23 protein-coding genes are annotated in these 25,717 nt (G+C 73.2%); 10 read left to right on the top strand and 13 right to left on the bottom strand.

Annotation, left to right across the window (positions count from 1 at the left end):
- Nucleotides 1-8 precede the first annotated feature (8 nt).
- The 6 genes from I8N68_RS18520 (at nucleotide 9) to I8N68_RS18495 (ending at nucleotide 8,184) form a co-directional block, all read left to right on the top strand.
- The gene (locus I8N68_RS18520) at nucleotides 9-1,412 is read left to right on the top strand and encodes an MFS transporter (RefSeq protein ID WP_200211430.1); all 1,404 of its coding nucleotides are present in this window, start codon (nucleotides 9-11) and stop codon (nucleotides 1,410-1,412) included.
- Nucleotides 1,409-2,494 carry a hypothetical protein gene (locus I8N68_RS18515; protein WP_200211428.1) on the top strand — a complete coding sequence of 362 codons (1,086 nt, stop codon included), beginning with the start codon at nucleotides 1,409-1,411 and terminating at the stop codon, nucleotides 2,492-2,494. The genes I8N68_RS18520 and I8N68_RS18515 overlap by 4 nt, the downstream gene beginning before the upstream one ends.
- Nucleotides 2,491-4,041, top strand: a complete 1,551-nt coding sequence (locus I8N68_RS18510) for a hypothetical protein (RefSeq protein ID WP_234040036.1) — start codon at nucleotides 2,491-2,493, stop codon at nucleotides 4,039-4,041. Before I8N68_RS18515 ends, I8N68_RS18510 begins: the two co-directional genes overlap by 4 nt.
- Nucleotides 4,042-4,221: 180 nt before the next feature.
- Entirely contained in the window at nucleotides 4,222-6,501 is a 2,280-nt protein-coding gene (locus tag I8N68_RS18505) for a putative bifunctional diguanylate cyclase/phosphodiesterase (RefSeq protein ID WP_200211427.1), read from the top strand.
- Nucleotides 6,502-6,628: 127 nt separating this feature from the next.
- Nucleotides 6,629-7,267, top strand: a complete 639-nt coding sequence (locus I8N68_RS18500) for a hypothetical protein (RefSeq protein ID WP_200211416.1) — start codon at nucleotides 6,629-6,631, stop codon at nucleotides 7,265-7,267.
- 158 nt (nucleotides 7,268-7,425) lie between these two features.
- Nucleotides 7,426-8,184 (top strand): MerR family transcriptional regulator, encoded by a 759-nt coding sequence (locus I8N68_RS18495; RefSeq protein ID WP_200211414.1) that lies wholly within the window; start codon nucleotides 7,426-7,428, stop codon nucleotides 8,182-8,184.
- A gap of 270 nt (nucleotides 8,185-8,454) precedes the next feature.
- Here the strand turns inward: I8N68_RS18495 and I8N68_RS18490 are convergent, their stop codons facing one another.
- Nucleotides 8,455-9,978, bottom strand: coding sequence for a GntP family permease (locus I8N68_RS18490; protein WP_200211413.1), 1,524 nt, complete (start codon nucleotides 9,976-9,978; stop codon nucleotides 8,455-8,457).
- A 45-nt stretch (nucleotides 9,979-10,023) separates the two neighbouring features.
- Nucleotides 10,024-11,571, bottom strand: coding sequence for a gluconokinase (locus tag I8N68_RS33950; RefSeq protein WP_200211412.1), 1,548 nt, complete (start codon nucleotides 11,569-11,571; stop codon nucleotides 10,024-10,026).
- A gap of 258 nt (nucleotides 11,572-11,829) precedes the next feature.
- On the opposite strand from I8N68_RS33950, the gene I8N68_RS18480 reads away from it, so the two are divergent.
- The gene (locus I8N68_RS18480) at nucleotides 11,830-13,002 is read left to right on the top strand and encodes a hypothetical protein (protein ID WP_200211411.1); all 1,173 of its coding nucleotides are present in this window, start codon (nucleotides 11,830-11,832) and stop codon (nucleotides 13,000-13,002) included.
- A 4-nt stretch (nucleotides 13,003-13,006) separates the two neighbouring features.
- Here the strand turns inward: I8N68_RS18480 and I8N68_RS18475 are convergent, their stop codons facing one another.
- Nucleotides 13,007-13,438 carry a VOC family protein gene (locus I8N68_RS18475; protein WP_200211410.1) on the bottom strand — a complete coding sequence of 144 codons (432 nt, stop codon included), beginning with the start codon at nucleotides 13,436-13,438 and terminating at the stop codon, nucleotides 13,007-13,009.
- A 187-nt stretch (nucleotides 13,439-13,625) separates the two neighbouring features.
- Here I8N68_RS18475 and I8N68_RS18470 point away from each other — a divergent pair, with 187 nt between their 5' ends.
- The gene (locus tag I8N68_RS18470) at nucleotides 13,626-14,948 is read left to right on the top strand and encodes a hypothetical protein (RefSeq protein WP_200211409.1); all 1,323 of its coding nucleotides are present in this window, start codon (nucleotides 13,626-13,628) and stop codon (nucleotides 14,946-14,948) included.
- A gap of 37 nt (nucleotides 14,949-14,985) precedes the next feature.
- On the opposite strand, the gene I8N68_RS18465 is transcribed toward I8N68_RS18470, so the two are convergent.
- Nucleotides 14,986-15,528, bottom strand: a complete 543-nt coding sequence (locus I8N68_RS18465) for a hypothetical protein (RefSeq protein WP_307812876.1) — start codon at nucleotides 15,526-15,528, stop codon at nucleotides 14,986-14,988.
- A gap of 128 nt (nucleotides 15,529-15,656) precedes the next feature.
- A complete protein-coding gene (locus tag I8N68_RS18460; protein ID WP_234040035.1) occupies nucleotides 15,657-16,598 on the bottom strand; it encodes a DUF2637 domain-containing protein in 942 nt (313 codons plus the stop codon).
- Between the two features lie 653 nt (nucleotides 16,599-17,251).
- On the opposite strand from I8N68_RS18460, the gene I8N68_RS18455 reads away from it, so the two are divergent.
- Nucleotides 17,252-18,427: an aminoglycoside phosphotransferase family protein gene (locus I8N68_RS18455; protein WP_200211406.1), complete on the top strand. Its 1,176-nt coding sequence runs from the start codon at nucleotides 17,252-17,254 to the stop codon at nucleotides 18,425-18,427.
- Between the two features lie 3 nt (nucleotides 18,428-18,430).
- Here the strand turns inward: I8N68_RS18455 and I8N68_RS18450 are convergent, their stop codons facing one another.
- Nucleotides 18,431-19,291 (bottom strand): AraC family transcriptional regulator, encoded by an 861-nt coding sequence (locus I8N68_RS18450; RefSeq protein ID WP_200211405.1) that lies wholly within the window; start codon nucleotides 19,289-19,291, stop codon nucleotides 18,431-18,433.
- Nucleotides 19,292-19,434: 143 nt separating this feature from the next.
- On the opposite strand from I8N68_RS18450, the gene I8N68_RS18445 reads away from it, so the two are divergent.
- Nucleotides 19,435-20,454 carry a MarR family transcriptional regulator gene (locus I8N68_RS18445; protein WP_200211404.1) on the top strand — a complete coding sequence of 340 codons (1,020 nt, stop codon included), beginning with the start codon at nucleotides 19,435-19,437 and terminating at the stop codon, nucleotides 20,452-20,454.
- Nucleotides 20,455-20,585: 131 nt separating this feature from the next.
- On the opposite strand, the gene I8N68_RS18440 is transcribed toward I8N68_RS18445, so the two are convergent.
- The 7 genes from I8N68_RS18440 to I8N68_RS32910 form a co-directional block, all read right to left on the bottom strand.
- Entirely contained in the window at nucleotides 20,586-21,320 is a 735-nt protein-coding gene (locus I8N68_RS18440) for a YqjF family protein (protein ID WP_200211403.1), read from the bottom strand.
- A 56-nt stretch (nucleotides 21,321-21,376) separates the two neighbouring features.
- A complete protein-coding gene (locus tag I8N68_RS18435) occupies nucleotides 21,377-22,249 on the bottom strand; it encodes an alpha/beta fold hydrolase (protein WP_200211402.1) in 873 nt (290 codons plus the stop codon).
- A 62-nt stretch (nucleotides 22,250-22,311) separates the two neighbouring features.
- Nucleotides 22,312-23,076, bottom strand: coding sequence for an SDR family NAD(P)-dependent oxidoreductase (locus I8N68_RS18430; RefSeq protein ID WP_200211400.1), 765 nt, complete (start codon nucleotides 23,074-23,076; stop codon nucleotides 22,312-22,314).
- A gap of 241 nt (nucleotides 23,077-23,317) precedes the next feature.
- Nucleotides 23,318-23,992 carry a muconolactone Delta-isomerase family protein gene (locus tag I8N68_RS32920; protein WP_307812875.1) on the bottom strand — a complete coding sequence of 225 codons (675 nt, stop codon included), beginning with the start codon at nucleotides 23,990-23,992 and terminating at the stop codon, nucleotides 23,318-23,320.
- A 70-nt stretch (nucleotides 23,993-24,062) separates the two neighbouring features.
- Nucleotides 24,063-25,028, bottom strand: coding sequence for an NAD(P)-dependent alcohol dehydrogenase (locus I8N68_RS18415; protein ID WP_200211398.1), 966 nt, complete (start codon nucleotides 25,026-25,028; stop codon nucleotides 24,063-24,065).
- Nucleotides 25,025-25,249, bottom strand: a complete 225-nt coding sequence (locus tag I8N68_RS32915; protein WP_372433759.1) for a helix-turn-helix transcriptional regulator — start codon at nucleotides 25,247-25,249, stop codon at nucleotides 25,025-25,027. Before I8N68_RS32915 ends, I8N68_RS18415 begins: the two co-directional genes overlap by 4 nt.
- Nucleotides 25,243-25,671, bottom strand: coding sequence for a hypothetical protein (locus tag I8N68_RS32910; RefSeq protein WP_234040034.1), 429 nt, complete (start codon nucleotides 25,669-25,671; stop codon nucleotides 25,243-25,245). Before I8N68_RS32910 ends, I8N68_RS32915 begins: the two co-directional genes overlap by 7 nt.
- Nucleotides 25,672-25,717 lie beyond the last annotated feature (46 nt).

Below are 25,717 nucleotides of genomic sequence, written 5' to 3'. Positions count from 1 at the left end.
GGAGAACCGTGCGTAATCACCCAGCCGTCGTGCTGGTGGCCGTCCTGCTGTCCACCGTCGCGCTGCCGGTTTCGCTGACCGGCGCGTCCGTCGCGCTGCCCGATATCGGCCGGGACCTGCACTCCGGCCTCGCCGGCGTGCAGTGGGTGGTGAACGGCTACAACGCCACCTTCGCCAGCTTCATGCTCGCCACCGGCGCCCTCGCCGACCTGTTCGGCCGCCGCCGGGTCTACGCGCTCGGCGTCGCGATCTTCGCCGCGGGCGGGCTGCTCGCCGCGGTCGCCGACGGGATCGTGCTGCTCGACGTCGCCCGGGCCCTGGCCGGCGTCGGTGCGGCGGCCGCCGCGACCAGCGCCTCCGCCCTGCTCGCCGGGGCGTTCTCCGGCCGCGCCCAGGCGCGGGCGTTCGGGCTCTTCGGCACGGCGCTCGGGGTCGGGCTCGCCTTCGGCCCGTCGATCGCCGGGCTGCTCATCGAGGTCTTCGGCTGGCGGGCGGTCTTCGCCGCCCCGGCGCTGGCCGCCGGCGCGGTGCTCGCCCTGGTGCCGCTGCTGCCGGAGTCCCGCCCGCCGCACCCGGGACGGGTCGACTGGCCGGGCACCGTCTCGTTCACCGCCGCGCTGCTGCTGCTCATCTTCGGCTTCGTGCAGGGACCGGAGTACGGCTGGACGGCGCCGGTGATCCTCGGGGCGTTCGCCGCGGCGGCGGCGCTGCTGGTGGTCTTCGTCCGGGTGGAACGCCGCCGGCCGGACCCGATGTTCGACCTGGCCCTGCTGGCGAGCCCCCGCTTCCTCGGCATCTGCCTGGCGGCGGCCAGCATCGTGGCGGTCCTGGTGCCGCTGCTGGTCTACCTGCCGTCGTACCTGACCACGGTGGTCGGGCTCAGCCCCGGCGCGGCGGGCGCCACGCTGATCCTGCTCACCGCGCCCACCCTGGTGCTGCCGCTGCTCAGCGGGGCGCTGACCCGACTGGTCCCGGCCACCGCGGTCACCGTCGCGTCGGTGGTGGTGGTGGCCGCCGGTGCCGCCTGGGCCACCGTGCTCGGACCGGACGTGGGCACCGCGACGCTGGCCGGGCCGCTGCTGACCATCGGCGTCGGGGTGGGGCTGTCGATCGGGCTGCTCGACGCGATCGCGATCGGCAGCATCGTGCCGGCCCGCGCGGCGACCGGCGCCGCGATGATCAACACGGCCCGCCTGACCAGCGAGACCATCGCCATCGCCGTGGTCGGGGCGGTGCTGGCCAGCACCACCGCCGGCCGGCTCGCCGACCCCGGCTTCACCGGCGGTCTGCGTGCCGTGCTCTGGTCGCTGGCCGGGCTGGCCCTGGCGGCCGCGGTGGCCACCGCCGTACTGGTGCGCCGCGGCGCGCTCCGGGCCGTACCGGTGGGAAGCGCCTATCCTGGCGGATCATGACGAGCAGCGCGGAGCGACTGGCCGAGATCCGCGGCGGGGTGCCGCCCCGCCGGCACAACGCGCGGACGATCGCCGCGCTGACCGGAAACCCGGGCTGCACCCGCCGGGCGGTGCTGGACAGCGCCGGGGTGGACAAGCCGAAGCTGGCCGAGCGGATCGGCTTTCCGGCCCGGTTCGGCCAGTCCCGCTTCGCCATCACCCGGGGTAACGCCTTCGAGGCGCAGGTCAAGGCCGACGGCGGGATCGAGCTGCTGCGGCTGGTCGCCGAGCGGCTGGGCGTGCCGGTGCCGGCGCGGGCGAGCTGGACCGACCTCGGCGGCGACGACCTGCCGGACCGGCACGAACGGTCCCGGGCGGCGCTGACCGGCGGCGGTGACGAGGCGGCGCTCTTCGACCACCCGCTGCTCGGGCTGGAGGTGGCCGGACGCCGGGTGCACCTGGAGCCGGACCTGGTCGCGGCCCGGCTCGGTGGGCGGTTCCACGTCGTGGAGATCAAGTCCTTTCCGGTGATCGACGGCCAGGCCGACCCGGCGAAGGTCTCCGCCGCCGCCGTCCAGTCCGCCGTCTACGTGCTGGCGCTGCGCGAGCTGCTCGCCGCCGCCGGGCGCGACTCGGAGCTGGTCTCCCACGACGTGGTGCTGGTCTGTCCGCGCGACTTCGCCAACCAGCCGGTGGCCAGCCTGGTCGACGTGCGCAAGCAGCTACTCGTGCTGCGCCGCCAACTGGACCGGATGGCCCGGATCGACGCGCTGCTCGACGAGGTGCCGGCGGAGTTCACCGCCGACCTGACCGCGGAGCCGGGCACGCTCGCCGCCGCGCTGCGCACAGTCGAGGCCCGCTACGCCCCGGAGTGCCTGGCCGCCTGCGAGCTGGCCTACTTCTGCCGCGACGAGGCGCGCGGCCACACCACCACGCTGGGCCGGCCGGTGCGGGAGGCGCTGGGCGGGATCGCCGACGTGGCGGACGTGCTGGCGCTGGCCATCGGCGAACGCGCCCCCGGTCCGGAGCAGGCGGAGGCCGCGCCGCTGCTGCGCGCCGCCGCCGACCTGCGCGCCGCCATCCTCGCCGGAGACCCCGCATGAGTACGCTGCGCGCCCTCGCCAAGGCGCAGGCGGTCGCCGCCGGCGTGGCCCAGCCGGTCGCCACCGTCCGCCACCTGCACGTGTCAGACCGCCCGCTGGTGCTGGTGCCACTGGCCATGGCCGGAGAGGCGAACGCCCCCCTCGCCGCCCTGGTCGGTGCCGCGCCGGACGAGGCGCGGCTGCTGATCGTGCCGCAACCCCGCAACCGGCAGCAGCGCTTCGCGTTCGCCGCCGAACTGGCCGGGATCGTGCTGCCGTACCTGGACTCCTGCCGGGGGGTCTCCGAGGCGGTCCCCACCGACCGGGGCCGGGACGTCCGGTACCGCCACGTCGACGCGCCGCAACTGCTGGTGCCGAACCCGGCCGGGACCACCTTCCTGCGGCTGCTCGGCCGCTCCACCCGGTTCCGCCGCCCCGACGGCGACCACCCGGTGCACCCGTCGGTGCCGCTGCTCGGCCGCTGGCTGACCTTCTTCGCCGAGCGGGCCGAGCACCCCGGCTCGTCGGCGCTGCTGGCGATGACCGAGGCGCTGACCCTGCACTGGGCGACCGGGCAGAGCGCGGTGGAGGACCTGCACCTGCCGGCGCTGCTCGGCTGGATCGACCCGCCGCCGGGGTTGACCGGCGGGCAGGCGGCCGCCCGGGCCGAGGACCCGGCGGTCTGCCCGCCGGCCGGCCCGGCCACCGACCCGGACTTCGACAACCGGCGGCTCGCCCCGGCCGTCGCCGCGTACGCCGAGGCCGGGGACGACCCGGTCGGCCGCGCAGCGGCGTACGCGGAGCTGGAACGCCCGCTGCGCGACCAGCTCGCGCCCACCTGGGAGCTGATGTGGCGGGGCGTGGGGTTGCTGCGCGCCCTGCCGCCCGGGGCCCGGGTGGCCGGCCGGTGGGACCTCGACAAGGACGCCTTCACCGGGTACGCCGAGCACGTCGACGCCGGTGGTGGCCCGCAGCCACGACGCGACGGCGCGGTGGCCGCCGCCGTGCGCCTGCACCGGCTGGAACGGGCGCTGACCTCCTACGCGGTGCAGCGCGCCTACGACGATCCCCTCGTGATGGCCGAGCACCGGCTGACCGGGGAGGCGTTCGTCGGTGACGTGACCCTGGCCGACCCGAAGCGGGTGGACGACACCGGAAAGCGGCCGGTGCTGCGGCCCCGGATCCAGGTGGTGACCACCGAGCCGGTGCCGATGCCGGTCGGCGCGGCGCTGTGGTCGCCGGCCCGGCCGGCGCAGAAGGCCCGGGTGGTCTTCGTGACCCCGGGCGCGGACGGCAAGATTGAGGTGGTGCTGGAGCTGTCGGGCGGCATGGGCCGGGGGCTCACCGCGCCGCCGGGCACCGTGCCGGAGGTGGGGGAGCGGCTCTGCTTCACCACCCTGTCGGACGCCTTCCTGCCCGCGGGGAACTTCCCCGCGCCCGAGGAGACGCCCTGGACGCACGGCGGCCCGCCGGCCGCCGCACCGCTGCCCGACGAGCCGGCGACGGGCATCCCGGCCGGCGCCACCACCGGCGGCGACGACGGTGACCCGGCGGAGGACTGGGCCTGACTCCACCGTGCTGTGGCGCGGCACCGTCCTGATCGGGCGGGTGACGAGCGCCGAACGACTCTGGCGGCGGCACCAAGGCGGTGACTACGCTTGCGCCGTTCGCCGCCCGTGACCGGTCCTCATCGTCGAGGGTGCACGTCTGAGAGAGAGCCGGAGCGAATCGTTGTGCTGCCCCAGGACGTGAGCCGCGCCGTCGTGGCACCGGCCCGTCCGATCCCGTCCGGCCGCGTCGGTCTCGTCGCGGCCGCGCTCGTCGTCCTCGGCGAAGCCGGCTGGCTGGCGGCTGGGCTGCCCGGCGCCGCAGAGGTCAGCGACCTGGGCGCGGTGGCGCTGGCGGCCTGGGCCGCGTTCGCCTGCCTCCGCGTGGCCCGCCGGCACCCGGTCGCACTGCGCCGGTTCTGGGCCCTACTGGCGGCCACCATGGCGCTCGCCGCGCTCGGCCGCGTCCTGTGGATGGTGGAGCGGCTCGGTGGCCGGGAGTTGCCGCACACCCCGCTGATCGGCGGGCTCTTCACCGCCGGCATCGTGACCGGCACCGCCGCGCTGCTCTGCTCGTTGGCCGCCCCGCGCAGCCTGGTCGGGCAGGCCCGGACCCTCCTCGACGGGGTGATCGTCGCGCTGGCCCTGATCCCGATCGGCTGGGTGGTGGTGTTCCGCGACCTCGCCGCCGCCGAGCTCACCGATCCGCTGCGCACCTGGGGCCTGCTCTACCCGATGTTCGACCTGATGCAGCTGACCATCCTGGTCGCGGTCGCCGGGCCGTCCCGCCCGATGTGGCGCGCCTGGGCGGTGATCGGGGCCAGCCTGGCCACCCGGGCCGCCGCCGACACCGCCTACGTCTCGCTCGTCGCACACGGCAGCTACACCTCCGGCCATCCGATCGACGGCTGCTGGCCGCTGAGCTACCTGCTGATCGGCGCCGCAACCCGGTACCCGCCACCGGCCGGCAGCGACGGCGCCGAGGAGACGACCGAGTCGCCGCTGCCGCCGTGGTGGCGGGTCGCCCTGCCGTACCTGCCGGTCGGCGGGGCGATCGTCGCGGTGGCGCTGTCCCGCCGCCCCACCGGGCAGACCCCGCACCTGATCTTCCTCTGCATGATGGCGCTGCTCGGCGTGCTGGCGCTGCGTCAGGGGCTGGCCGCCAACGAGAACCTGCGGCTGGTCGCCCGCCTGCGCAGGCTGGCCTACTCCGACCAGCTCACCGGCCTGCCCAACCGGCTGACCTTCACCCGGCGGCTGCGCCGCGCCCTGCGCGACGAGGCGCCGGTCGCCGTGCTGCTGCTCGACCTGGACGGGTTCAAGCAGGTCAACGACCGCTTCGGGCACGTCACCGGAGACCGGCTGCTGACCAGCATCGCCGAGCGGATGCGGGACGCCACCGCCGACGACGGCATGATCGCCCGGCTCGGCGGCGACGAGTTCGCGGTGCTGGTCGACGGCGACCGGCCCGTGTCGCCCGAGCGGCTCGCCGAGCGGCTGCTCGCCGCCCTGGAGCCGCTCCCCGGCGAGGAGGACCTGGGCCTCAACCCGTCGGCCAGCATCGGCATCGCCGAGTACGGTCCGCAGCACGCCTCCCACACCGACCTGCTCCGCGATGCCGACATCGCGATGTACGCGGCCAAGGCGGCCGGCAAGTCCGCGTACCGGACGTGCACGCCGGCGCTGCGCGAGTCGGCGGTGACCCGCGCCGAGCTGATCGCCGAGCTGCGCCGCGCCGTGGACGAGGGGCAGCTGTGCGTGGAGTACCAGCCGATCGTCGACCTGGCCACCGGCACGGTGCGCAGCGCCGAGGCACTGGTCCGCTGGCGGCATCCCCGGCTCGGCGTGCTGCCCCCGGCCGCGTTCCTGCCGCTGGCCGAGGAGACCGGGCTGATCGTGCCGATCGACCGCTGGGTGCTCCACGAGGCGTGCCGGGCCGCCGCGGCCTGGCGGGAACGCGCGCCCCAGGTGACCGTCGCGGTGAACCTCGCCGCGGCGCACCTGCGCCGGCCCGATCTGATCGCCACGGTCATCGCCGCCACCGCCGGCGCCGGCCTGCCGCCCCGCGCGCTCACCCTGGAGCTGACCGAGTCGGCGCTGATCGAGGGGAGCGACGCGGTGCTGGATCGGCTGCGCCAGCTCCGCGAGCTGGGCATCCGGCTCGCCATCGACGACTTCGGCACCGGCTACTCCTCGCTGAGCTACCTGCACCACATCCCGGCCACCGAGCTCAAGGTGGACCGCTCCTTCGTGGCCCGGCTGGGCGCCGAGGACGTCCGGGCGTACGCCACGGTGGAGATGGTCAACCGGCTCGCCGCGGCGTTCGACCTGGCCGTGGTGGCCGAGGGGGTGGAGACCGACGCGCAGCACGCGGCGGTGACCGCGATCGGCTGCGTGCACGGCCAGGGCTGGCGGTACGGCCGCCCGGCCGCCCTGCCCGAGCTGCTGACCGCGCTGACCCCGGTCGACGCCACCCGCTGACCGGCCCGGTCGACGGGGGTCGAAGGTCCCGGGTGGATCAGGGGGTTCGGCCCTGCTGGCGACGGCGTGCCGACCGTGACGATGGGACGGTCACCGAAGAACGCCACCATCCCCACAGGAGCCGGACATGAAGCGACGGACGTTGGATCTGCTGTTCAGCATCGGCGGGCTGGGCCTCGCGGTCCTGCTGCTCGTCGTGGGCATCGTCCTCACCACGAACGCCAACTTCGCCAACACCTACGTACGCGACCAGCTCGGCGCCCAGCACATCAGCTTCAAGCCGGCCGACACCCTCACCGACGAGGAGAAGAAGTCCGACTGCCTGCGCGAGTACGCCGGCCAGCGGCTGACCACCGGCAAGCAGGCCGAGTGCTACGCCAACGAGTTCATCGGCCTGCACCTGACGGCGATCGGTGGCGGCAAGACATACGCCGACCTCGGTGAGCCGCAGGCCGCGCTGCGCGAGCAGGTGGCCCAGGCCGAGCAGGCCAAGGCCGCGAACCTGGCCGACCTGCAGAAGCAGCTCGCCGAGGTCAGCGCGCAGCGGGAGACGGTCTTCAAGGGCGAGACCCTGCGCGGTCTGCTGCTCACCTCGTACGGCTTCAGCGAGTTCGGCCGCAAGGCCGGGCAGGGCGCCCTGGCCATGTACCTGGGCGCGGCGCTGCTCCTGCTGCTGTCGCTGGCCGGCCTGGTGCACGCCTTCCGGACCCCGGCCAGCGAGACCTTCGCCGCCCCGGAGCAGGCCCGCGAGAAGATCACCACCTGACCCGCGCGGCACCGACCCGACCGCCCCCGGTCTCCCCACCCCTCGGGAGATCGGGGGCGGTCGCGTTGGGCGCACGCGTCGACCGGCCGACCCGCAGAATCGGGGTTGACCCTCACGTAACGGCAGGCGGGAGCCTTGGTCGCGGAAGGGAGGGAACCATGGCGTACACGGTGGGTCAGGTGGCGAAGTTGGCCGGGGTGACGGTGCGGACGCTGCACCACTACGACGAGATCGGCCTGCTCTCGCCGGGCGGGCGCAGCCCGGCCGGCTACCGCCGCTACGACGACGCGGACTCGGAGCGGTTGCAGCTCATCCGCTACTACCGGGAGCTGGGGTTCCCGCTGGAGGAGATCGCCGCGATCCTCGACGACCCCGAGGTGGATCCGGCGGCGCACCTGCGCCGGCAGCACGAGCTGCTGACCGTACGGATCAAGCGCCTCCAGGAGATGGTCACGGCGATCGAGTTCGCGATGGAGGCGAGCAAGGTGAACATTCGACTGACGCCCGAGGAGCGGTTCGAGGTCTTCGGCGACTTCGACCCGGACGCGCACGCCGAGGAGGCCGAGGAGCGCTGGGGCGACACCGACGCGTACCGGGAGTCGGCCCGGCGCACCGCCCGGTACTCGAAGGAGGACTGGCTGCGGCACAAGGCCGAGAACGAGGACTGGGGGCGGCGCCTCGCCGCCGTCATGGAGGCGGGCGTGCCGGCCGACGGCCCGGCGGCGATGGAGCTGGCCGAGGAGCACCGGCAGCTGATCAGCCGCTGGTTCTACGAGTGCTCGTACGAGATGCAGACCGGTCTGGCCGACATGTACGTGGCGGATCCCCGGTTCACCGCGTACTACGAGAAGATCCGGCCGGGGATGGCGGCGTACCTGAGCGAGGCCATCCACGCCAACGCGATCAGCCGGGCCTGACCGCATCTCCGGCGCCTCGGGGGCCGGAGATGCCGTCGCCTCAGCGGAGCGCGTCCGGCCGACGGGGGCACGCCGGGCGTGCCCCCGTCGGGCGGGACGTTGCTGTCGGTTCCCTTTGGAGCTGAATCGTTTACGACATCAAGCTCGGGTGTCGCCCGCGCCGGGTGATTCGCTGACGACATCAGCTCCAAAGCGACCGCGGGAGGAAATGGCAGCTACCCCAGAGACAGCCGTGGGCTCCGCTGCGCAGGTGCCGCCCAGCCCAGGGCGTCACAGGATCAGGTCGAGCAGCAGGACGCCGACGAAACCGACCACCGAGATGATCGTCTCCATCACCGACCAGCTCTTGATGGTCTGCCCGACGGTCAGCCCGAAGTACTCCTTCACCAGCCAGAAGCCGGCGTCGTTGACGTGCGAGAAGAACAGCGACCCGCAGCCGATCGCGAGGGCCAGCAGCGCCACCTCCGGCCCCTGGAGGGTGGCGGCCAGCGGCGCGACGATGCCTGCCGCGGTGATGGTGGCGACGGTGGCCGAGCCGGTCGCCACCCGGATGCCGACGGCGACCAGCCAGCCCAGCAGCAGCGGGGAGAGGTTGGCGTCCTTCGCGGCGTCGGCGACCAGGTTGCCCACGCCGGCGTCCACCAGCACCTGCTTGAAGCCGCCGCCGGCCGCGACGATCAGCAGGATGCCGGCGATCGGCGGCAGCGAGCCGCCGAGAAAACCGGAGACCTGGCTACGGCTGAAACCGGTCCGGTAGCCGAGGAAGATCATCGCGAAGATGACGCCGGCCAGCAGGGCGACGATCGGGGTGCCGACGATGTCCAGCGCCTTGCGCCCCCCGGTGTCCTTCTCCAGGGTCAGCTCGCCGATCGCGCGCAGGAGCATCAGCACCACCGGCAGCAGGACGGTGATGACCGCGGCCCACAGGGCGGGCGCGCGGCGCGCCCGTACCGCCTCGGTGGCGGCCTCGTCGATCGGCTCGCCGGGGCGGCCCCGGCCGGGGTTGACCAGGTCGTCCTCGGTGACCAGGTCCCCGTCGGCGTCGACCGGGCCGCGGCCGGTGGCCGAGGGCCCCCGCCTGCCGGCGACCGCCAGCGGTCGCCGGGTGGGCAGCAGCGCCTCCGGCGCGGTGGCGGGCACGTAGCGGGCGATGAAGTTGCCGAAGACCGGGCCGGCGACGATGACCGTCGGAATGGCGACCAGGAGGCCCAGCGCGAGGGTCTGACCGAGGTTGGCGCCGAGGGCGTCGATCGCGACGAGCGGGCCGGGGTGCGGCGGCACCAGGCCGTGCAGCACGGACAGGCCGGCCAGCGCCGGGATGCCGATCTTCATCAGCGGTACGTCGACCCGGCGGGACACCAGCAGCACGATCGGCACCAGGAGCACCACGCCGACCTCGAAGAAGAGCGGCAGCCCGATCAGCGCGGCCACCCCGGCCATCGCCCAGGGCAGCGCCCCGCCCGAGACCCGGCTGACCACCCGCTCGACGATGCTGTCCGCGCCGCCGGACTCGGCGAGCAGGCCGCCGATCATCGCGCCGAGCGCGATGAGCAGCCCGACGCCGCCGACGGTGGAGCCGACCCCGCCGCTGAACGAGGTGACGATCTTGTCGGGCGTCACGCCGGCGACCACGCCGAGCACGGCCGCGCCGAGGATCAGGGACAGGAACGGGTGGACCTTGCCCCAGGCGATGAGCAGCACCACCGCGGCGATGCCCAGCAGGGCCGCGATGATCAGTTGCGTGTTTCCGGCGTTGGTGAGTGGTTGCGCCGGCGCGGCGAGCACTGTGACCACGGTTATCACGACCTTCGGTAGTCGTCCGTGCCTCGGGACGGGCGATCACATGGGAGGGGCGGTGGGTGGTGGCTCCGGCGGCAGGCTCGGTGCCAGCCGTCGCAGCGACGCGAACGTCGGAACGAGCGCGTCGTACAGCTCGGAGAAGAGCGGCAGCAGGGCCGCGTACGTGGCCGCCGACCCCGGGTCGGGGTGTACCGTCTCGTCGATCCGGACCAGGTCGGCGGCGACCTCGATCGAGCCGATCAGGCCGAGGGCCTGCATGCCGAGCAGCGCGGCGCCGAAGCTCGACCCCTCGTGCCCGGCGGGGAAGCGCACCGGCAGTCCGAGCGCGTCGGCGAGCATCTGCCGCCACAGCGGGCTGCGGGCGAAGCCGCCGCTGGCCCGGATTTCGCGCACCTCGTTGCCGGCCGCCCGCACCGACGACAGCACCAGGGCGAGCTGCTGGCAGACCCCCTCCAGCGCGGCCCGGACCAGGTGCTCACGCCGGTGGCCGTGGGTCAGTCCGACGTACGCCCCGCGGGGCAGTGCGCTCCAGTGCGGCGCCCGCTCGCTGAGCAGGTACGGCAGCATGATCAGCCCGCCGGAGCCGACCGGCGCCTGGGCGGCCAGGTCGAGCAGTTCCACCTCGGCGTGCTCGCCCAGCTCGGGGGCGAGCGCGTCGCCGGCCCACTGGAGCACGATGCCGCCGTTGTTGATCGCGCCGCCGACCACCCAGCGGTCCGTGGTGAGCGCGTAGCAGAACACGCCGCCGAGCGGGTCGACGGCGGGCCGCTCGACGGCCACCCGCATCGCGCCGGAGGTGCCGATCGAGCAGGCCACCACGCCGGGCTTGACCGCGCCGAGGCCGAGGTTGGCCAGCGGGCCGTCCCCGGCGCCGACCACGATGGGGGTGGCCGCGGGCAGGCCGGTCGCCGCGGCCGCCTCGGCGGTCAGGCCCGGCAGCACGGTGGTGGTGGGCACCAGCTGCGGCAGCTGCTCCTCGGTGATCCCGGCGATGCCGAGCGCCTCCGGATCCCAGGCCAGCTGGTGGATGTCCAGCAGGCCGCTGGCCGAGGCCACCGAGTGGTCGATGACCAGCGCCTCGGTCAGCCGCAGCAGCACGTAGTCCTTGATGCCCACCCAGTGCGCGACCCGCTCGAAGAGCTTCGGCTCCTGCTCGGCGTACCAGACGAGCTTGGGCAGCGGCGCCATCGGGTGCACCGGCGTGCCGGTGCGGCGGTGCAGGGCCAGCCCGGACGGCGCGGCGCGCAGCCGCTCGGCCTGCGCGCTGGCCCGCGAGTCGGCCCAGGTGACCGACGGGGTGAGCGGCGTGCCGTAGGCGTCGAGACCGATCAGGCTGTGCATCGCGGTGCTGAACGACAGGCCGGCGATCGGCTCGGCCAGCTCGGCGACCACGGCCCGGACCGAGTCCACCACGGCGTCGAGGATCAGCGCGGGATCCTGCTCGGCGTAGCCGGGATGCGGTTCGTCGAGGGGGTAGCCGACCGAGTGCGCGGCGAGCTGCCGGCCGTCGGTGTCGTACGCCACGGCCTTGGTGCTGGTGGTGCCGATGTCCACGCCGACCACGACGGTGGAGGTCGGGTCGCCCACGGTCCACCTCCTCGCCCCCCAGGGCCACGGCGCGCACCCCGGCTGCGGCTGACGTTACCGACGCCGCGACCCCCCCGCATGGCGAAGCCGGCCGAGCGGGATGATCCGGCCCGGTCGCAATCGACGCAGCGGATTCGCACTATCGTGCGGGTCAATCAGCCGATCGGTCATATTAATGACTTTCGCGTGTCTTGTCGGTCTTCCGGCGCAGTTGATGTGCATGACACCCCGGTGGGCTCGCGCGGCGGAGGAGTCGGCGTGGCGAAGACTGATTCGACGGGTTCCACATGGCGTTACCGGTGGGCACACCGGCAGAACGAACGGCGGCAGCGGGCCTTCCGCGACGCCGACGAGGCGTGGTGCCGGCGCGACGAGGAGCTGCGCCGGCTACGGACGCTCGCCGGCTCCTTCCAGGGCACTGCCGAGGCGGGTGCCGGCCTGCCGCTGGAACTGTCCCCCGGCGAGGTCGTCTTCTGGGCCCTGCCGGCCGCGCAACTGGTCGAGGTGCGGCACACCGGCGTGCTGCCGGCCCCCGAGCTGACCGTCGACCCGGACCCGCCGGTGCTGCGGCCGCGCCGCCCGGAGGGCCTCAAGGTCACCGACGCCGGGCTCGCCGTGCTCACCAACCGGCGGCTGGTGCTGCTCGGCGGACGCGGCCGGCGCGACTGGGCGTACGGGCGGATGACCGGACTGGCGCACGACCCGGCGGCCCCGGTCACGCTGATCCAGGTGCTGGACCGGCGGCGCACCTCCGGGCTGCTGCTGCCCACCGGCGCGGTCGCCGACTTCCGGTTCAAGCTCACCATGGCCTTCGCCGACGCCATCGAGCAGCGTGCCGCCGTGGTCGCCCAGCTCGACGAGCTGATCGCCGAACACGCGCAGATGCAGCCGTTCCGGCCGGGCATCGTCACCCCGGCGCAGGCCCGGTACTCGGCCCGGGTGCCGGGTGGCCGGCGTACCGTCGCGGTGGCCACGGCCCTCGCGCTGGTGGTGCCGGCGATGCTCTTCGAGTCCGACCCGCCGGTTCGGCCCGGCTCGGACGTCGCCTCCGCCGCCACCCCGGCGGCCACCGGGACGCCCACGCCCCGACCGGTCGCCCCGGCGGTGCGGATCGACGCCCCGGGCACGCCGAAACCCGGCCAGCGGACCACCGCCGGGCCGACGCCCACGCGGTCCCGGAGCACCCCGCCGCAACCCGCCGGCGAGCGGCGCTGCGGCGCCCCGGCGAACCCCTTCGGGTACGACTTCTGCGGCGGCTACCGGATCCGCCGGCCCGCCGGGCGGATCTGCGACTACTTCGACTGCGCCCCCGGCTTCTGGGCCGGGCGCGGCTACCTGGTGCAGTGCCGGGACGGGATGATCAGCTGGACCGGCGGGCAGCCGGAGGCCTGCGCCGGCCATGCCGGCGTGCGCCGCACCGTCTGGACCTGACCGGTCAACCGCGGAGGTCGGGGACGGTGAGCGTGCCGTCCTCGGCGAGCGCGAAGCCGGGGTTCCAGGCGATCTCCCACAGGTGGCCGTCCGGGTCGGTGAAGTAGCCCGCGTACCCGCCGTAGAAGGTCTCCCGGGCCGGTCGGGTCACCCTCGCCCCGGCCTCCGCCGCCTGCCGCAGGACCTCGTCGACCTCCGCGCGGCTGCGCACGTTCTGCGCCAGGCTCAGCCCGCCGAAACCGTCGGTGCCGCGGTCGGCCAGGTCGGCGTCGTCGGCCAGCTTGTCCCGCCCCCACAGCACCACGGCGAGGCCACCGGCCTGGAAGAATACGGTCTGCTCGACCTCCTGACCCCGCCAGCCGAGCCGCTCGTAGAAGGCGCGCGACCGGGACAGGTCGGTCACGCCGAGGGTGACCAGGCTGATGCGTTGCTCCATGGGGGGACGGTATCGGCCCGTCCCCGGCCGGCGCCGGCCGCCGCGCCACCCGCGTCCGGCCGCCCACCCTCCTCCGTTCGACCCTCATGAATCCACCGAACCGGTCCCCGGTGCCGACGTGTCCTGCGCCGGCCCGCGCGGTTGTACCCGGTGGACGCGGAAACCCTTCGCGATGAGGAGCGACCCGGTGGCGGCGACGGACGACACGGCTACGGGCTGGCGGGCCCGCTGGGCCAGGCGGGAAAACGAGCGGCGGCGCGCCGCGTACGAGGCCGACGTGGAGACGTGGCGACGACGCGACGACGAGCTGCGGCGGATCTGCGCCCAGGCCGAGGATCCCCAGGAGCCGCTGGAGACGCCGGCGGGCCTGCCGGTGACCCTGGACCCCGACGAGGTCGTGGCCACCGTGCAACCCGTCGCGGAACTCGTCGAGGTGGCGGCCCGGCACACCGCCGGGCTGCCCGCGCCCGAACTGACCGTCGTCCCGGTGGAGGACCGGGGCGGGTCGTCCCGGCTGCCCAAGGGCGTCACCGTGGTCGACGCCGGCGTGGCGGTGGTGACCGACCGGAGGCTGATCCTCGTCGGACGCCGTGGGACCCGGGAGTGGCCGTACCCGCGGCTCACCGGGGTGGCACACGATCCGGACGAGCCGTTCACCCTGCTGCACACGGACGACCGGGGCCGGATCGGAGGAGTACGCGTGCCGGCCGGCGCCGCCGCCGACTTCCGGCTGCGCCTCACCATGGCGTACGCCGACGCGGCCGGGGAGCGGGACGCCCTGCTGGACCGGCTGGACGAGGCGGTGGTGACGCACTGGCGTACCCGCCCGGCGACGCCCGGGCCGGCCACCCCCGCCGACGCCCCGGCGGCCGCCCGCCTAGCCCGCCCGGCGCTGGTCGCCGCCGTGGCGGTGCTGGTGGCGCTGGCGGCGGTCGCCGGCACGGTCCGCTGGTCCGCGTTGGACCGGCCGGTGGTCGGGATGGGGCTGGACGGCGAACCCGGCGCGGACCCGACCGGACCGGTGGAGCCGACGGCGAGCACCGCCATCGGTGCGCCGGTCGGCTCCGTGGCTCCCCCGACCGGCACCGGGCCGACCGACGCCGCCGCGTCCGGCAGCCCCCAGCCCGGTACGGCCGCGGCGGCACCCACCGCCGCGCCGGCCACGACCGGAACGTCGAGCCCGCCCAGGGGAGGGCCCCCCACCACGTCCTCGGTACGACCGACGCCCGGCCGCACCAGCGCCCGCCCGGGCCCGACTAGCGGCTCGCCGAGCCCGACCGCGACCGGCCGGTGCGGCGCGCCGGAAAACCCGTACGGCTACAACTACTGCGGCGGCTCCTACGTCGAAGACCCCGCCGCGGACGTCTGCAGCTACTTCGACTGCGTCGCCACCTTCTGGGACGGCAACGGGTACGTGGTGCAGTGCAACGACGGCCTGGTCAGCATGACGGGCGTGGCGCGCGGGCCCTGCGCCGACCACGGCGGCACCAGGCGCCCGCTCTACGGCTGACCGGTCCGCCCGGGACGGGTGGCTGGCCCCCTCGGACTCAGCCCACGGACCGCCGGATTGGCAGCAGTCCGGCGAAGACCAGCGCGGCGCCGAGCGGCAACAGATCGAGGTCGACCGCGATCGCGACGAAGCCGACCAGCACCAGTACCGGCCCCCACGCCGGCAGCAGCCGGACGGCGACCGCCCGCACCAGCAGCGTGAGCAGGCCCAACTGGAACAGCGCCGGCCCGCCGGCCAGCACCGGGTCCGGCGGCGGCACCGCGTCCGCGAAGCCGGGGAAGATGTCGCCGAGGATGACCCAGACGAAGGCGGCCGCGCCGACCAGCCCGGCCACGGTCGCCACGTCGGTGAGCACCCGCAGGCGGGGCGACGTGGCGAGCAGCAGGCGGCGCAGCTCGACCATCAGCACGGCGAACAGGACGATGCCGAGCAGGAACAGGATGTGCCCGACCCGCCAGGGCCACCCCGACTTGTCGCGGTACCCGTCCCGGCCGTCCAGCAGGCGGAGGATGCCGTAGCCGAACAGCAGCACCGGCGCGGCCAACGCTGCTGGCCGCAACCAGGAACGTGGGGTCGTCACGGTCCCACGGGAACAGGTGGTTGTCATTGGGCCAGCCTGGCAGTGGGGTACGGCGCGAGCATCCGGGTCTTTCCTCGAGCGGTCCCGGAGCCGGCAACCCCGAGACCGCTCGGGGTGGGACTAGGTGCTCATCCGTTCGGTGAGCTGGAGGTCGGGGTGGTGGCTGACATTGCCGCGGAGGTTGGTGCTGCGGGATCGTGCCGCAGAATTGCCAGCAATGCCGAGACTCGCGCGTTACGCACGGCGTGCCCGTCGCGACGCAACTGCTCGGCCAGGGTGTCACGGGTCAACGGCAACCCCTGTTCGGCGAGCGCGTCGCGGGCGGCACGGGCGACCGGCAGGAGCTCGTGGATGTCCTGGGACGTCTGCCCGGCCGGCGAGCGTGACGCGACACTGCGACTCCCGGTGCCACGCCTGATGGACGGTGCGCCGGCCGTTCCATGATCGTCCCCGTTGGGCTGGCAGCGACCGTTGCTGCTGCGTCCTGAGCTGGTGGCCCGTCCGGCAGCACCGGGATCCCTGCCCCCGCCGGCCGCGGGGACGGGGACGGTGTCGGGGACGGCAACCGCGGCGGGGACGGGGACGGCGGCGGGGACGGGGACGGTCGGGACGCCACGGGCGGGGGCTGCCCTGTTGAGGGCGATCTTGGTCATGACGAGGAAACCGAGTGCGGGCAGGGCGGCGGCGATCCATCCGATGACGGACTGCTGCGCCTCCACCACCTGCGCGGCGATGGACAGGGTGACCGCGCACATCAATACGGTGCCAGGGAACCTCGTCGGGTGGTGCTGGCGTTTGCGGTGACGCAGTTCCAACCCAGCGGCGATGGACATGAGCTCGAGAACGATGGCATCGGCCCATGCGATCCAGCCGTCCTGCCCATGAGCTGCGGCGACGTTGTGGACGTGGGTGAAGCTCGCCGCCCCCGCCGCACCGCCGATCGTGAGCATGATGAGGATCTGGGTGAGGTTCTCGACGCGCGTTGCGCGTGTGTGTGGCATATGGATGAAATCCACACTGGCGGATGCGGTGTGCTGTTCAACCGCTGCGGCAGCGGGCGGTGGGGCCATAGGACTCCTCAGAGAAGGCGGAACGACGAATGAGTTGACGGCGAAGGGTCACGGTTCCCTCCTTCTCGAGTCGTCGGGCGACGCAACCTGCCTATTGATGAACGCGCGTTGCACGCGTCTTGTCAAGGCCCTTTACCAGGCGTATGGCGGGTCCCGGTTGGATGGCGCGGTCGAGTAGTGACACCCGGGGGGAGAAGCCCTATTAAAGGGCTGTCCGAGCAAGCCCCGCCGCGACAATGAAGCCGTCACCGCAGGTCACAGCGCTGACTGGCATGCCACGTATCCGCGGTAGGGGACTCGTTTCGGGAACACCCCCAAACGCACCCCCAAACGCGCACGGAAACGCAAGGGCAAACGCGACCCCACATCAGCGCTGACAGATACGACGCCGTCGGGCGGCGAGAAACCCAATTGGACGGCCGCGACGTGTTCGGCACAGCGGCATCCCAACAATCGCGGCCCTGCCGGATCCCCGCAGCCGCCCGGCTTTGCTGTCGGACCCTGTTCGGCGGCACGCCCGATGGATCAGAGCGTGGCCGCTTGCACTGTCAGGTCGTGTCAGACGGTGACCGGCGCTGTCAGGCCAATCCACCGTGCCGATCGTGCGGCAATAACCGCTCGCCCCAGGGGCGCGCCGACGATACCGTCCCCGCGTGTCCCGCACCGTCACCCTCGTCGTGGTCGACCCCGCTGGCGCGCCGCTGGGCGCCCTGCCCCCGTTCGACGTGCCGGAGCCCTGGTGGCAGGAGGTCGGCTCGGTGGTCACCAAGGCCCGCCGCCGGCACGGCCTCGACGTGGCGGTGCTGCGGCTGCTCACCGCGGACCGGCCGGAACCGCCCGGCGGCCACCTCACCTACCTGGGTCAGGTGGCCGAACGATCGGCCGTGCCACTGAAGCCGGTGTCGGTGGACCTGTCGCCGCACCCCCTGCGCGCCCCGTGGGCCGAGCCGGGCGGCCCGGCCGGCAGTATCGCCTGGGCCACCAGGGAGCTGGACCGCCTCGGCCGGCCGGTGACCGCCGTCGCGCAGCAGCGCACCTGGAACCTCTCGGCGATCTGGCGCCTCGACGGCGAGCAGCACACGGCCTGGCTCAAGCAGGCGCCGGCCTGCTACCGGCACGAGGGCGCGGTGCTGCGCTGGCTCAGCTACACCGTGCCGGGCGCCACCCCCATCCTGCTCGCCGACGACGGCGCCGGCCGGCTGCTGCTCGACCACGTGCCGGGCGAGGACCGGTACGCCGCCGACGTCGACGAGCGGGCCGCCATCGCCGCCGACCACCACGCCATCCAGCTCCGCGCCGCCGACGTGGCGGGTCTGGTGGCAGCCGGCGTGCCCGATCGGCGCGGACCGGCGCTCGCCGGCTGGATCCGCGCCGCCCTCGCCCCGCACGACACTTCCGTCGTGGACGACCTGCTTGCCGGCCTCGACGACCGCCTCGACGAGGTGCGCCGCTGCGGGCTGCCCAACACCCTCGTCCACGGCGACCTGCATCCCGGCAACGTCCGCGGCGACGGCCCGCGGCGGGTCATCATCGACTGGGGTGACGCGTTCGTCGGCCACCCCGCCTTCGACATCCTCCGGCTCACCGAGACCCTCGACCCGGCGACGGCCGCTGCGCTGTTCGCGGCGTGGGCCGCTCGGTGGCGGGCCGACGTGCCCGGCTGCGACCCGGAACGGGCCGTCACGCTGCTGCGCCCGGTCGCCCCGCTGCGGCTGGCCGCCGTCTACGCGATGTTCCTCGCCGGGATCGAGCCGAGCGAGCACCCGTACCACGCGGGCGACGTGCCGGCCTGCCTGGGGCAGGCGGCCACCGAGGCGAAGCGGGACTGACCCTCAGGCCCGCCGCACCGGGATCCACAGCTCCGCGTCGGCCTGCTCGCCGTCCGCCGACACCCGCACCCTCGAGATCTCCGGGCCGGGCCGGCTCTCGTACGGGTTCGACGGGAACCACTGGGTGAACACGTCCCGCCACAGGTGCTGCACCGCCTGCGGAAACGCGCCCGAGGTCTCGAAGACCGCCCAGGTGCCAGCCGCCACCGGCAGGACGTCCAAGTCCTCCGGCGCGTCGGCGCCGGTCACCACGCCGTGCCAGTAGTCCAGCTCGGTGCCCTCCTCCCGGCTGCCGGCCAGGTCGTCGCTGACGTTGACGATGCCCCGCGGCTCCTGGTCCGACAGCGCCTCCATCCGGCCTACGGTCTCCGGGTCGATGCCGCGGATGAACGCGACGATGGCCGGGTTCATCCCCTCGTGGACCAGCGGAACGCGGGCCTTCCGGCCGACCAGGTGGAAGGCCTCCTTCGTCACGATCCGGTATTCCATGCTGGTGCTCCCTTCGACGACGAGTCGGAAGGACATCCGGGGCTGAGCGCGCAGCGTCGCCCCCGTACGCCGGGCCTCGCTCGGCCCGACGCCGTGCACGGCGCGGAACGCCCGGGCGAACGCCTCGTTCGACCCGTATCCCCAGCGGACCGCGACGTCGAGCAGCGACTCCTCGCCAGCCAGCACCTCGGCACCGGCGACGGTGAGCCGACGCCGCCGGACGTACTCCGACAGCGGGATGCCCGCGAGGGCGGAGAAGAGCCGCCGGAAGTGGTACTCCGACGTGACCGCGATCCGCGCCAGCTCGGCCACCTCGACCGGTTGGTCGAGGTGCCGCTCGATGTGGTCCATGGCCTGGTTGAGCCGCTCCAGCACCCGGTTCCCCTTCCTCTGTGCAGCACCGACGCTAGGCGTCGCCGAGGGGCCGGACCCGATCCTGCCGAGCCCGTTGCGGTCGGGTCGGCGTCGCCCCGCGGCCAGCTGCCATCCGTGTTATAAGTATTATCTGAGGAGGTCGGATGATGCTTATATCGACGGCTGCTTGGCGGGCTCTGGTTGATGCCGGCCTCACGGTCATCCCGCTTGACGCTGAGCATGTCGAGCTGCAGCGCGGGGCCGCCCAAGCTGTATTGAGAGTGGTCAGCTCCTCAGCCGTCCTGAACCCGAGCGACATCGCCTCCTTGCGAACCCAGCATCGGCAGCCGGTCCTGCTCATCGTGCCGTCGGCGACGCCTGCTGTTCGAGCAGCAGTCGAGGCCGGTGGCTGGTCCTGGCTGGTTGATACCGGTCGGCAGGTCAGCGGCCTCCTGTCCATGGCAGGTCACCAGTTGCCCATCGGGAGCGGGGACGCTGATGCCCCGTCTCGTCGCACCCGACCAGGTCGCGTGCCGTGGGGCACGTTCATGCTGTTGCGACGACTGGCGGAGCACCCGTGGGCCACGCAGCAGCAGTTGGCTGCGCTCGCCGGTGTCTCCCAGCCTCGCGTTTCACAGGCCCTTGCCGCGTTGGCTGATCAAGGTCTGGTCCATCACACACCGGCTGGTTGGGACGTCACCGACATTGACGCCGTCTTTCAATGGTGGCTGCACGCGTATCCGGGGCCAGGTGGTCTACGAACCCTCTGGTACGACCTTGAGCCGCCGGTGAAGCAGGCGGAGACAGTCATTGGTCTCCTTAGGAGCGGCGACCGTGGGCGGACGGCCGTGTCCGGTGACGTCGCGGCCGACCTCATCGCCCCATGGCGAAGTCCGCGCCGAGCGATCGTCTATGCCCAGGCCGGTTTGGACCTGACCTCTGCCGGCCTGACACCCGCCAACGAGGATGACGCGACGTTGGAACTCATCGTGCCCAAGGACCCTGGAGTTTGGCCCAGCCCGACGGCCGAGGCGCAACCGGACAGCGTGCCGTTGGCAGACCTGTTGCAGGTCATGTGGGACATGTCGCGTACCCCGGGCGCTGACACAGACGAGGCGGTACGACGCCTCCAGCGAGCGCTGCGAGACCGTCGTGAAGGAGCGTGTAGGAGGCGGGTGGCATGACTGGGCCCACCTCGATGGCCGCCGACCGGCTGCACCGCTGTATGCCGGGCGTGCCACGCGGCAGCCACGACCCGCTGCGCTGACCCCGCCCGGTCCCGGCGCCTGACGGTCGGCGGCGGATGCTCGGATGGTCAGCGCACCGTGACCGGGGAGCCGAACACCACCGGGACGCCGGGCGAGTACAGCACGCTCGCCGGCGGTCCGGCCGGCGGCGGCAGACCGGCGGCGCTGACCAGCTCGTCGTCCAGGTGCAGCAGCTCGGCCCGGTGCAGCGGCCAGCGGGGATGCCAGTTCGGCAGGTGCAGGGTGCGCCCGTACGCCCGGGTGTGCAGGCCCCAGCGGGCGGTGACGAAGTGTTCCAGTGGGGTCGGGTCGGCGATCGGCTCGCCCACCCGGACCACCATCCGGCTGGTCGTGCCGGCCGGGCCGGGCCAGCGGCGCCGACAGCGGTAGGTGTAGCGGTCACCGTCCCGGTCCAGCCGCATCGCCGACCACTTGTACGGCAACCGCAGGCTCAGCTGCGCGACCAGCACCGGGACCAGCCGGGACGCGTCGAGCGCCCGGAACACCACCGCCCGCCGGCCGGTGCCGTCAACCGAGTAGAGCCGGACGTTGGTCTCCCAGAAGCTGCCGAGGTACGGCACTCCCGGGCCCCGTCCGAGGCCCAGCCCGACCATCCGGAAACCGATCAGGCCGACGTAGCTGAGTCCGTCGAGGGTGTCCGGGCGGGTGCCGCCGGGCAGCAGGGGCGCGACGAGTTCCGGTGCGACGGCCCAGTGCAGGAAGGTGAGGTCCTGCCAGTGCTGCCGAAGGACCGCGCGCGGGAACCTCCGTTCGGGCGCGCAGTCGACGGGCTCGATGTCCACGTACCCATCGTGCCTCGCTGAGCCGGTCGTCGGAGATCTGGTCGGGCCCGGTGACGTCAGGCCAGGAAGGCGAGAAGCTGTCGGGCCGTCTCGTCGGGGGCCTCCTCCGGCAGGAAGTGGCCGGCCGCGACGGGACCTCCGTCGACCTGGTCGGCCCAGCCGCGCCACACCTCCAGCGGTTCGTACCAACTCGCCACGGGGCCGGCGTGGCTCCACAGCGCCAGCACGGGGCACCGGATCCGCCGGTTGCCGAGGTCGGCCTCGTCGTGCTGGTAGTCCAGCCCGGCGGCCGCCCGGTACTGCTCACAGATGGCGTGGATGGTGTCCGCCGGGCGGAGCTTCGCCACGTACTCCGCCCGCACCGCGGCCGGGAACGCGTCCGGTACCTCGGACAACGAGTCGAGCATGTAGTCGACGATGACCTCCGGGGCCCGGCCGACGAGTCGTTCGGGCACCGGCTCGGGAGCGGCGAGGAACGACCAGAGCCAGAACCCGAGGCTGAAGTCCATGTCGGCGCGGCCGAACGCATCGCCGGTGGGCACGATGTCGAGCACCGCCAGGCGGGTCACCGTGTCGGGGTGGTCCAGCGCCATCCGGTACGCGCAGCGCGCGCCGCGGTCGTGCCCGACGACGGCGAACCTGTCGTACCCCAGCAGCCGCATCACCTCCACCTGCTCGCGGGCCACCTCGCGCATGCTGTACGGCGCGTGGTCCGGTGTGCTCGGCGGCTTCCCGCTGTCGCCGAAGCCGCGCAGGTCGGTGGCCACCACGGTGAACCGATCCGCGAGTCGCGGCGCGACCCGGTGCCACATGAGGTGGGTCTCGGGCATGCCGTGCAGCAGTAGGACGGGCGGGCCGTCGCCGCCCCGGCGTCCGTGGATGGTCGTGTCGGTGGTGGTGACATCCACCTCCTCGAAGCCGTCGAACACCAGAGCCTCCCCTCAGCCGATGCGGTGGGGCCGGCGCCGGCGTTGACGGGAGCCCGCTCGGGCTACCAGGCGGTCGCGCCGCCGTCGGCCGGGTAGTTGCCGCCGGTCAGGTATGCCGCCCGGTCGGAAGCGAGGAAGGCCGCCAGTTCGACGACCTCTTCGGGTTGAGCGAAGCGCTTGAGGAGCGTCTTGCGGGTTATCGCGTCCCGGGCCGCCTGGTTGTCGCCGAGGTCGCGGTCACTGGCCGGAGTCAGGACGGGTCCGGGACTGATCGCCACCACCCGGATCCCATCGGGCGCGCCTTCAAGCGCGAGCTGCCGCGTCATGCCGATGATGCCGGCGTTCGCCGCACAGTGCCCCACCATCGGGGGGACCTCGCCGGCGATCATCCCGGCCATGGACGCGACGTTGATGATGACGCCGCCACCGCGCCGGACCAGGTGCGGCCACGCGAACTTCGACACGAAGAAGGGAATGTCGAGTTCGCCGGCTATGGTCGCCCGCCAGTCCTCGACCGAGAAATCGGGCATCGGGCCGAAACGTAGCGAGGCCGCGTTGTTGTAGACCACGTCGAGCCCGCCATAGGCGGCCACGGCGTCCTCAACCATTTGCCGCGCCTGTTCCGGGTCGGTGAGATCGATCGGCGCGATGCCCGTCATTTCACCGCCGCCGCGACGTACGAGTTCGACCGTCTCATTGTTGCCGGCAGCCTGGATGTCGCATCCGACGACCTTCGCGCCTTCTCGCGCGAAGACCAGCGACGCGACGCGACCCATCCCGCCTCCGGTGCCGGTGATGAGTACCACCTTCTCGCCGAGTGTCCCCATGGAACTCCCTTGGCTCGTGATCTGTTCGGGCGGCTCCGCAGGGCAATCACGTTGAGTTCTCAGCCCTTCAGGGGCCGAGTATGCGCAGGAGTCATATTGACGAACGTAGTTGAGCGCCACCGCTACTTCGCACAGTAGTCGGTGCGCGAACTCAACGATCCAGGATCTGGAGAACGGGTGGCTTCAGGACTTGGGCTCGCGGTGGCACCCCGGCGATCGGTGATCGGCGCCGGGGGTCGGGTCAGGCGAGCCGCGATACCTGGTAGTGGCTGATGAACCAGTCGTCGCCGATCCGGCGCACGATGACGCTGAGTTGGACGGTCAGGACCGGCCGGTCGGTGAAGGCGAAGTCGACGCTCAGGTAGCCGAGGACAACGTCGTCGGCGAGGCGCCGGGTTTCCTGGATGGTGTAGGCGGCGGTCATGCCGATCGGCTGGGAGTCGTAGTACTCGGCGACGCCTTTGCGGCCGACGCTGTAGGGGTGCAGGCCTTGGAAGATCGCATCGTCGGTGAAAATTGACGCGACGCGTTCGGGGTCGTGGGCGTCGACGGCGGACTTCCACCGGTCGAGGACGGTGCGGAGGATCTCGGCCTCGGGGCTGGTCATGGTGCTGTCTCCTCTATTGGTCGGACCCGGGTCGCTCGGGTGCGGCGACAACGGCGTCACGGTGTCGTGCCGCCACACGCGCAGCGGCATCGAGGCGAGGACCGCTTCCAACGCATCCGCGTCACCCGCACGGAACAGGCCCCACGTGCGCCACTCGCCCGGCGCCAGCGGCGGTCGCCACAGTCGCAGGAGGCTGCCCTGCGCCGCCAGCTCGGCCGCCCGCGCCGCTTCACGCCTGCGCATGTCAGCGACCTCGTCGTCCGACGTGCCGTCGGGCACCGTGGTCACCATGTCAACCAGAAACTCCACTGCGCCTCCTGAACCATCGTGCGCCAGACACTGTGCCTCTTGCGTAGAGGTTCCCCCTTCTGATCCCTGATCAGAGGGCAATCACCACCTTGCCGGTCGCGTGACCACCCGCGACGTGCCGGATCGCGTCGGCCGCGTCGGTCAGCGGAAAGGTCCGATCGACCACCGGCCGCAGCCGCCCGGCCTCGATCAGCTCGCGCAACGCCATCAGGTTCGCGCTGCTCTCCTTCGCCACCAGCGGCACCAGCCGCTGCCCGACCAGCGGGGACAGCGCCAGCGCCCGCAGTTGCCGGTCGAAGCCCTGCAACCACTTCCCGTCGCTGGCCTCCCCGCCGACCAGGACGAGGGTTCCCTTCGGAGTGAGCACCCGCCGCAGCCGGGACAGCGGTCGGTTGCCGGCGGTGTCGATCACCGCGTCGTAGCGGAGATCGGGCAGGTCGTGCCGGGTGTAGTCGACCACCTCCGCCGCGCCGAGGGAGCGGACCAGGTCGAGCTTGCCGGGCCCGCAGACGCCGGTGACGTGCGCGCCGGCCGCGCGGGCGAGCTGGACGGCGTACGAGCCGACGCCGCCGCCGGCGCCGATGACCAGGACCCGCTGGCCGGGGCGTACCCGGGCGGCGTCGCGGACGGCGGTGAGGGCGGTCTGCCCGGAGACGGGGACGGCCGCGGCCTCGGCGTAGGTGAGGTTGGCGGGTTTCGGGGCGAGCCGGTCGGCGGGGGCGAGGGCGTACTCGGCGAAGCTGCCGGCGGCGGTGCCGTAGACCGCGTCGCCGACGGTGAACCCGGTGACGCCGGGGCCGACGGCGGTGACGAGGCCGGCCAGATCCAGGCCGGGGACCCCGTTGCGGGGGCGGCGCAGCCCGAAGCCGAGGCGCAGCGCGTAGGGCAGGCCGGTCATCAGGTGCCAGACGCCGGGGTCGACGCCGGCGGCGCGGACCCGCACCAGCACCTGGCCGGGGCCGACGGTCGGCGGGTCGATGTCGGCGTGGCGGAGCACGTCGGCCGGGCCGTACCGCTCCTGGACGATGGCCTTCACGATTCCTCCTGCGGGTACTGGAACACGTCGGTCAGCGGTACGCCGAAGACGGCGGCGATCTGGAAGGCCATCTCCAGCGAGGGTGAGTAGCGGCCCTGCTCGATGGCGATGACGGTCTGTCGGGTGACGCCGATCCGGCGGGCCAGCTCGGCCTGGGTCATCTCGTCGTGGGCGAAGCGCAGCGCCCGGATGGTGTTGGTGATCCGGGTCGGCTTCACCACGACTGGAACCCCCGCCGGTAGGCGACGATCTTCGCGACCGAGCCGACCACCGCCGACAGCACGAAGCACAGGTAGATGACGTTGGCGATCCAGAACTGGTCCCACTCCGCGAGCGCCATCGCCAGGGCGGCGACGCCGCCGACGATCACGAAGGACTGGCCGATGTATTCGCCGAGCCGGTGGATCTCCCGGTCCCGCTGGTCCTTCTGGTTCGCCCCCTCGGGCGAGACGATCGAGACCAGGATGTTCAGCACGATCGACGTGATGATGGCCGCGACCACCGTGGCCAGCAGCGGGCCCGCGTAGGAGACGTCCGCGAGCGCCTCGCCGTCCGCGCGGCCGAGGACCACCAGCACGTACGCGGCATAGCCGGCGACCGACACCAGCGCCATGATCCAGGCGCGCTTCTCCTCGAAGGCCATCCGACCCCTCCCCGGGTAAAGAATCTTTGACACCACGAGTGTCAAG

Source organism: Micromonospora coerulea (assembly GCF_016598485.1).
GTDB classification, from domain to species: Bacteria; Actinomycetota; Actinomycetes; order Mycobacteriales; family Micromonosporaceae; genus Micromonospora; species Micromonospora coerulea.
The sequence above is the reverse complement of the archived record's forward strand: the minus strand, read 5'-3'. Positions and strand labels throughout refer to the sequence as shown.

Coding starts and splice junctions, on each gene's coding strand:
- I8N68_RS18510 (WP_234040036.1), top strand. CDS start 2,491: ATGAGTACGCTGCGCGCCCTCGCCAAGGCGCAGGCGGTCGCCGCCGGC.
- I8N68_RS18500 (WP_200211416.1), top strand. CDS start 6,629: ATGAAGCGACGGACGTTGGATCTGCTGTTCAGCATCGGCGGGCTGGGC.
- I8N68_RS18495 (WP_200211414.1), top strand. CDS start 7,426: ATGGCGTACACGGTGGGTCAGGTGGCGAAGTTGGCCGGGGTGACGGTG.
- I8N68_RS32910 (WP_234040034.1), bottom strand. CDS start 25,671: ATGGCCTTCGAGGAGAAGCGCGCCTGGATCATGGCGCTGGTGTCGGTC.
- I8N68_RS18515 (WP_200211428.1), top strand. CDS start 1,409: ATGACGAGCAGCGCGGAGCGACTGGCCGAGATCCGCGGCGGGGTGCCG.
- I8N68_RS18445 (WP_200211404.1), top strand. CDS start 19,435: ATGATGCTTATATCGACGGCTGCTTGGCGGGCTCTGGTTGATGCCGGC.
- I8N68_RS18460 (WP_234040035.1), bottom strand. CDS start 16,598: ATGGCCCCACCGCCCGCTGCCGCAGCGGTTGAACAGCACACCGCATCC.
- I8N68_RS18430 (WP_200211400.1), bottom strand. CDS start 23,076: ATGGGGACACTCGGCGAGAAGGTGGTACTCATCACCGGCACCGGAGGC.
- I8N68_RS18475 (WP_200211410.1), bottom strand. CDS start 13,438: ATGGAGCAACGCATCAGCCTGGTCACCCTCGGCGTGACCGACCTGTCC.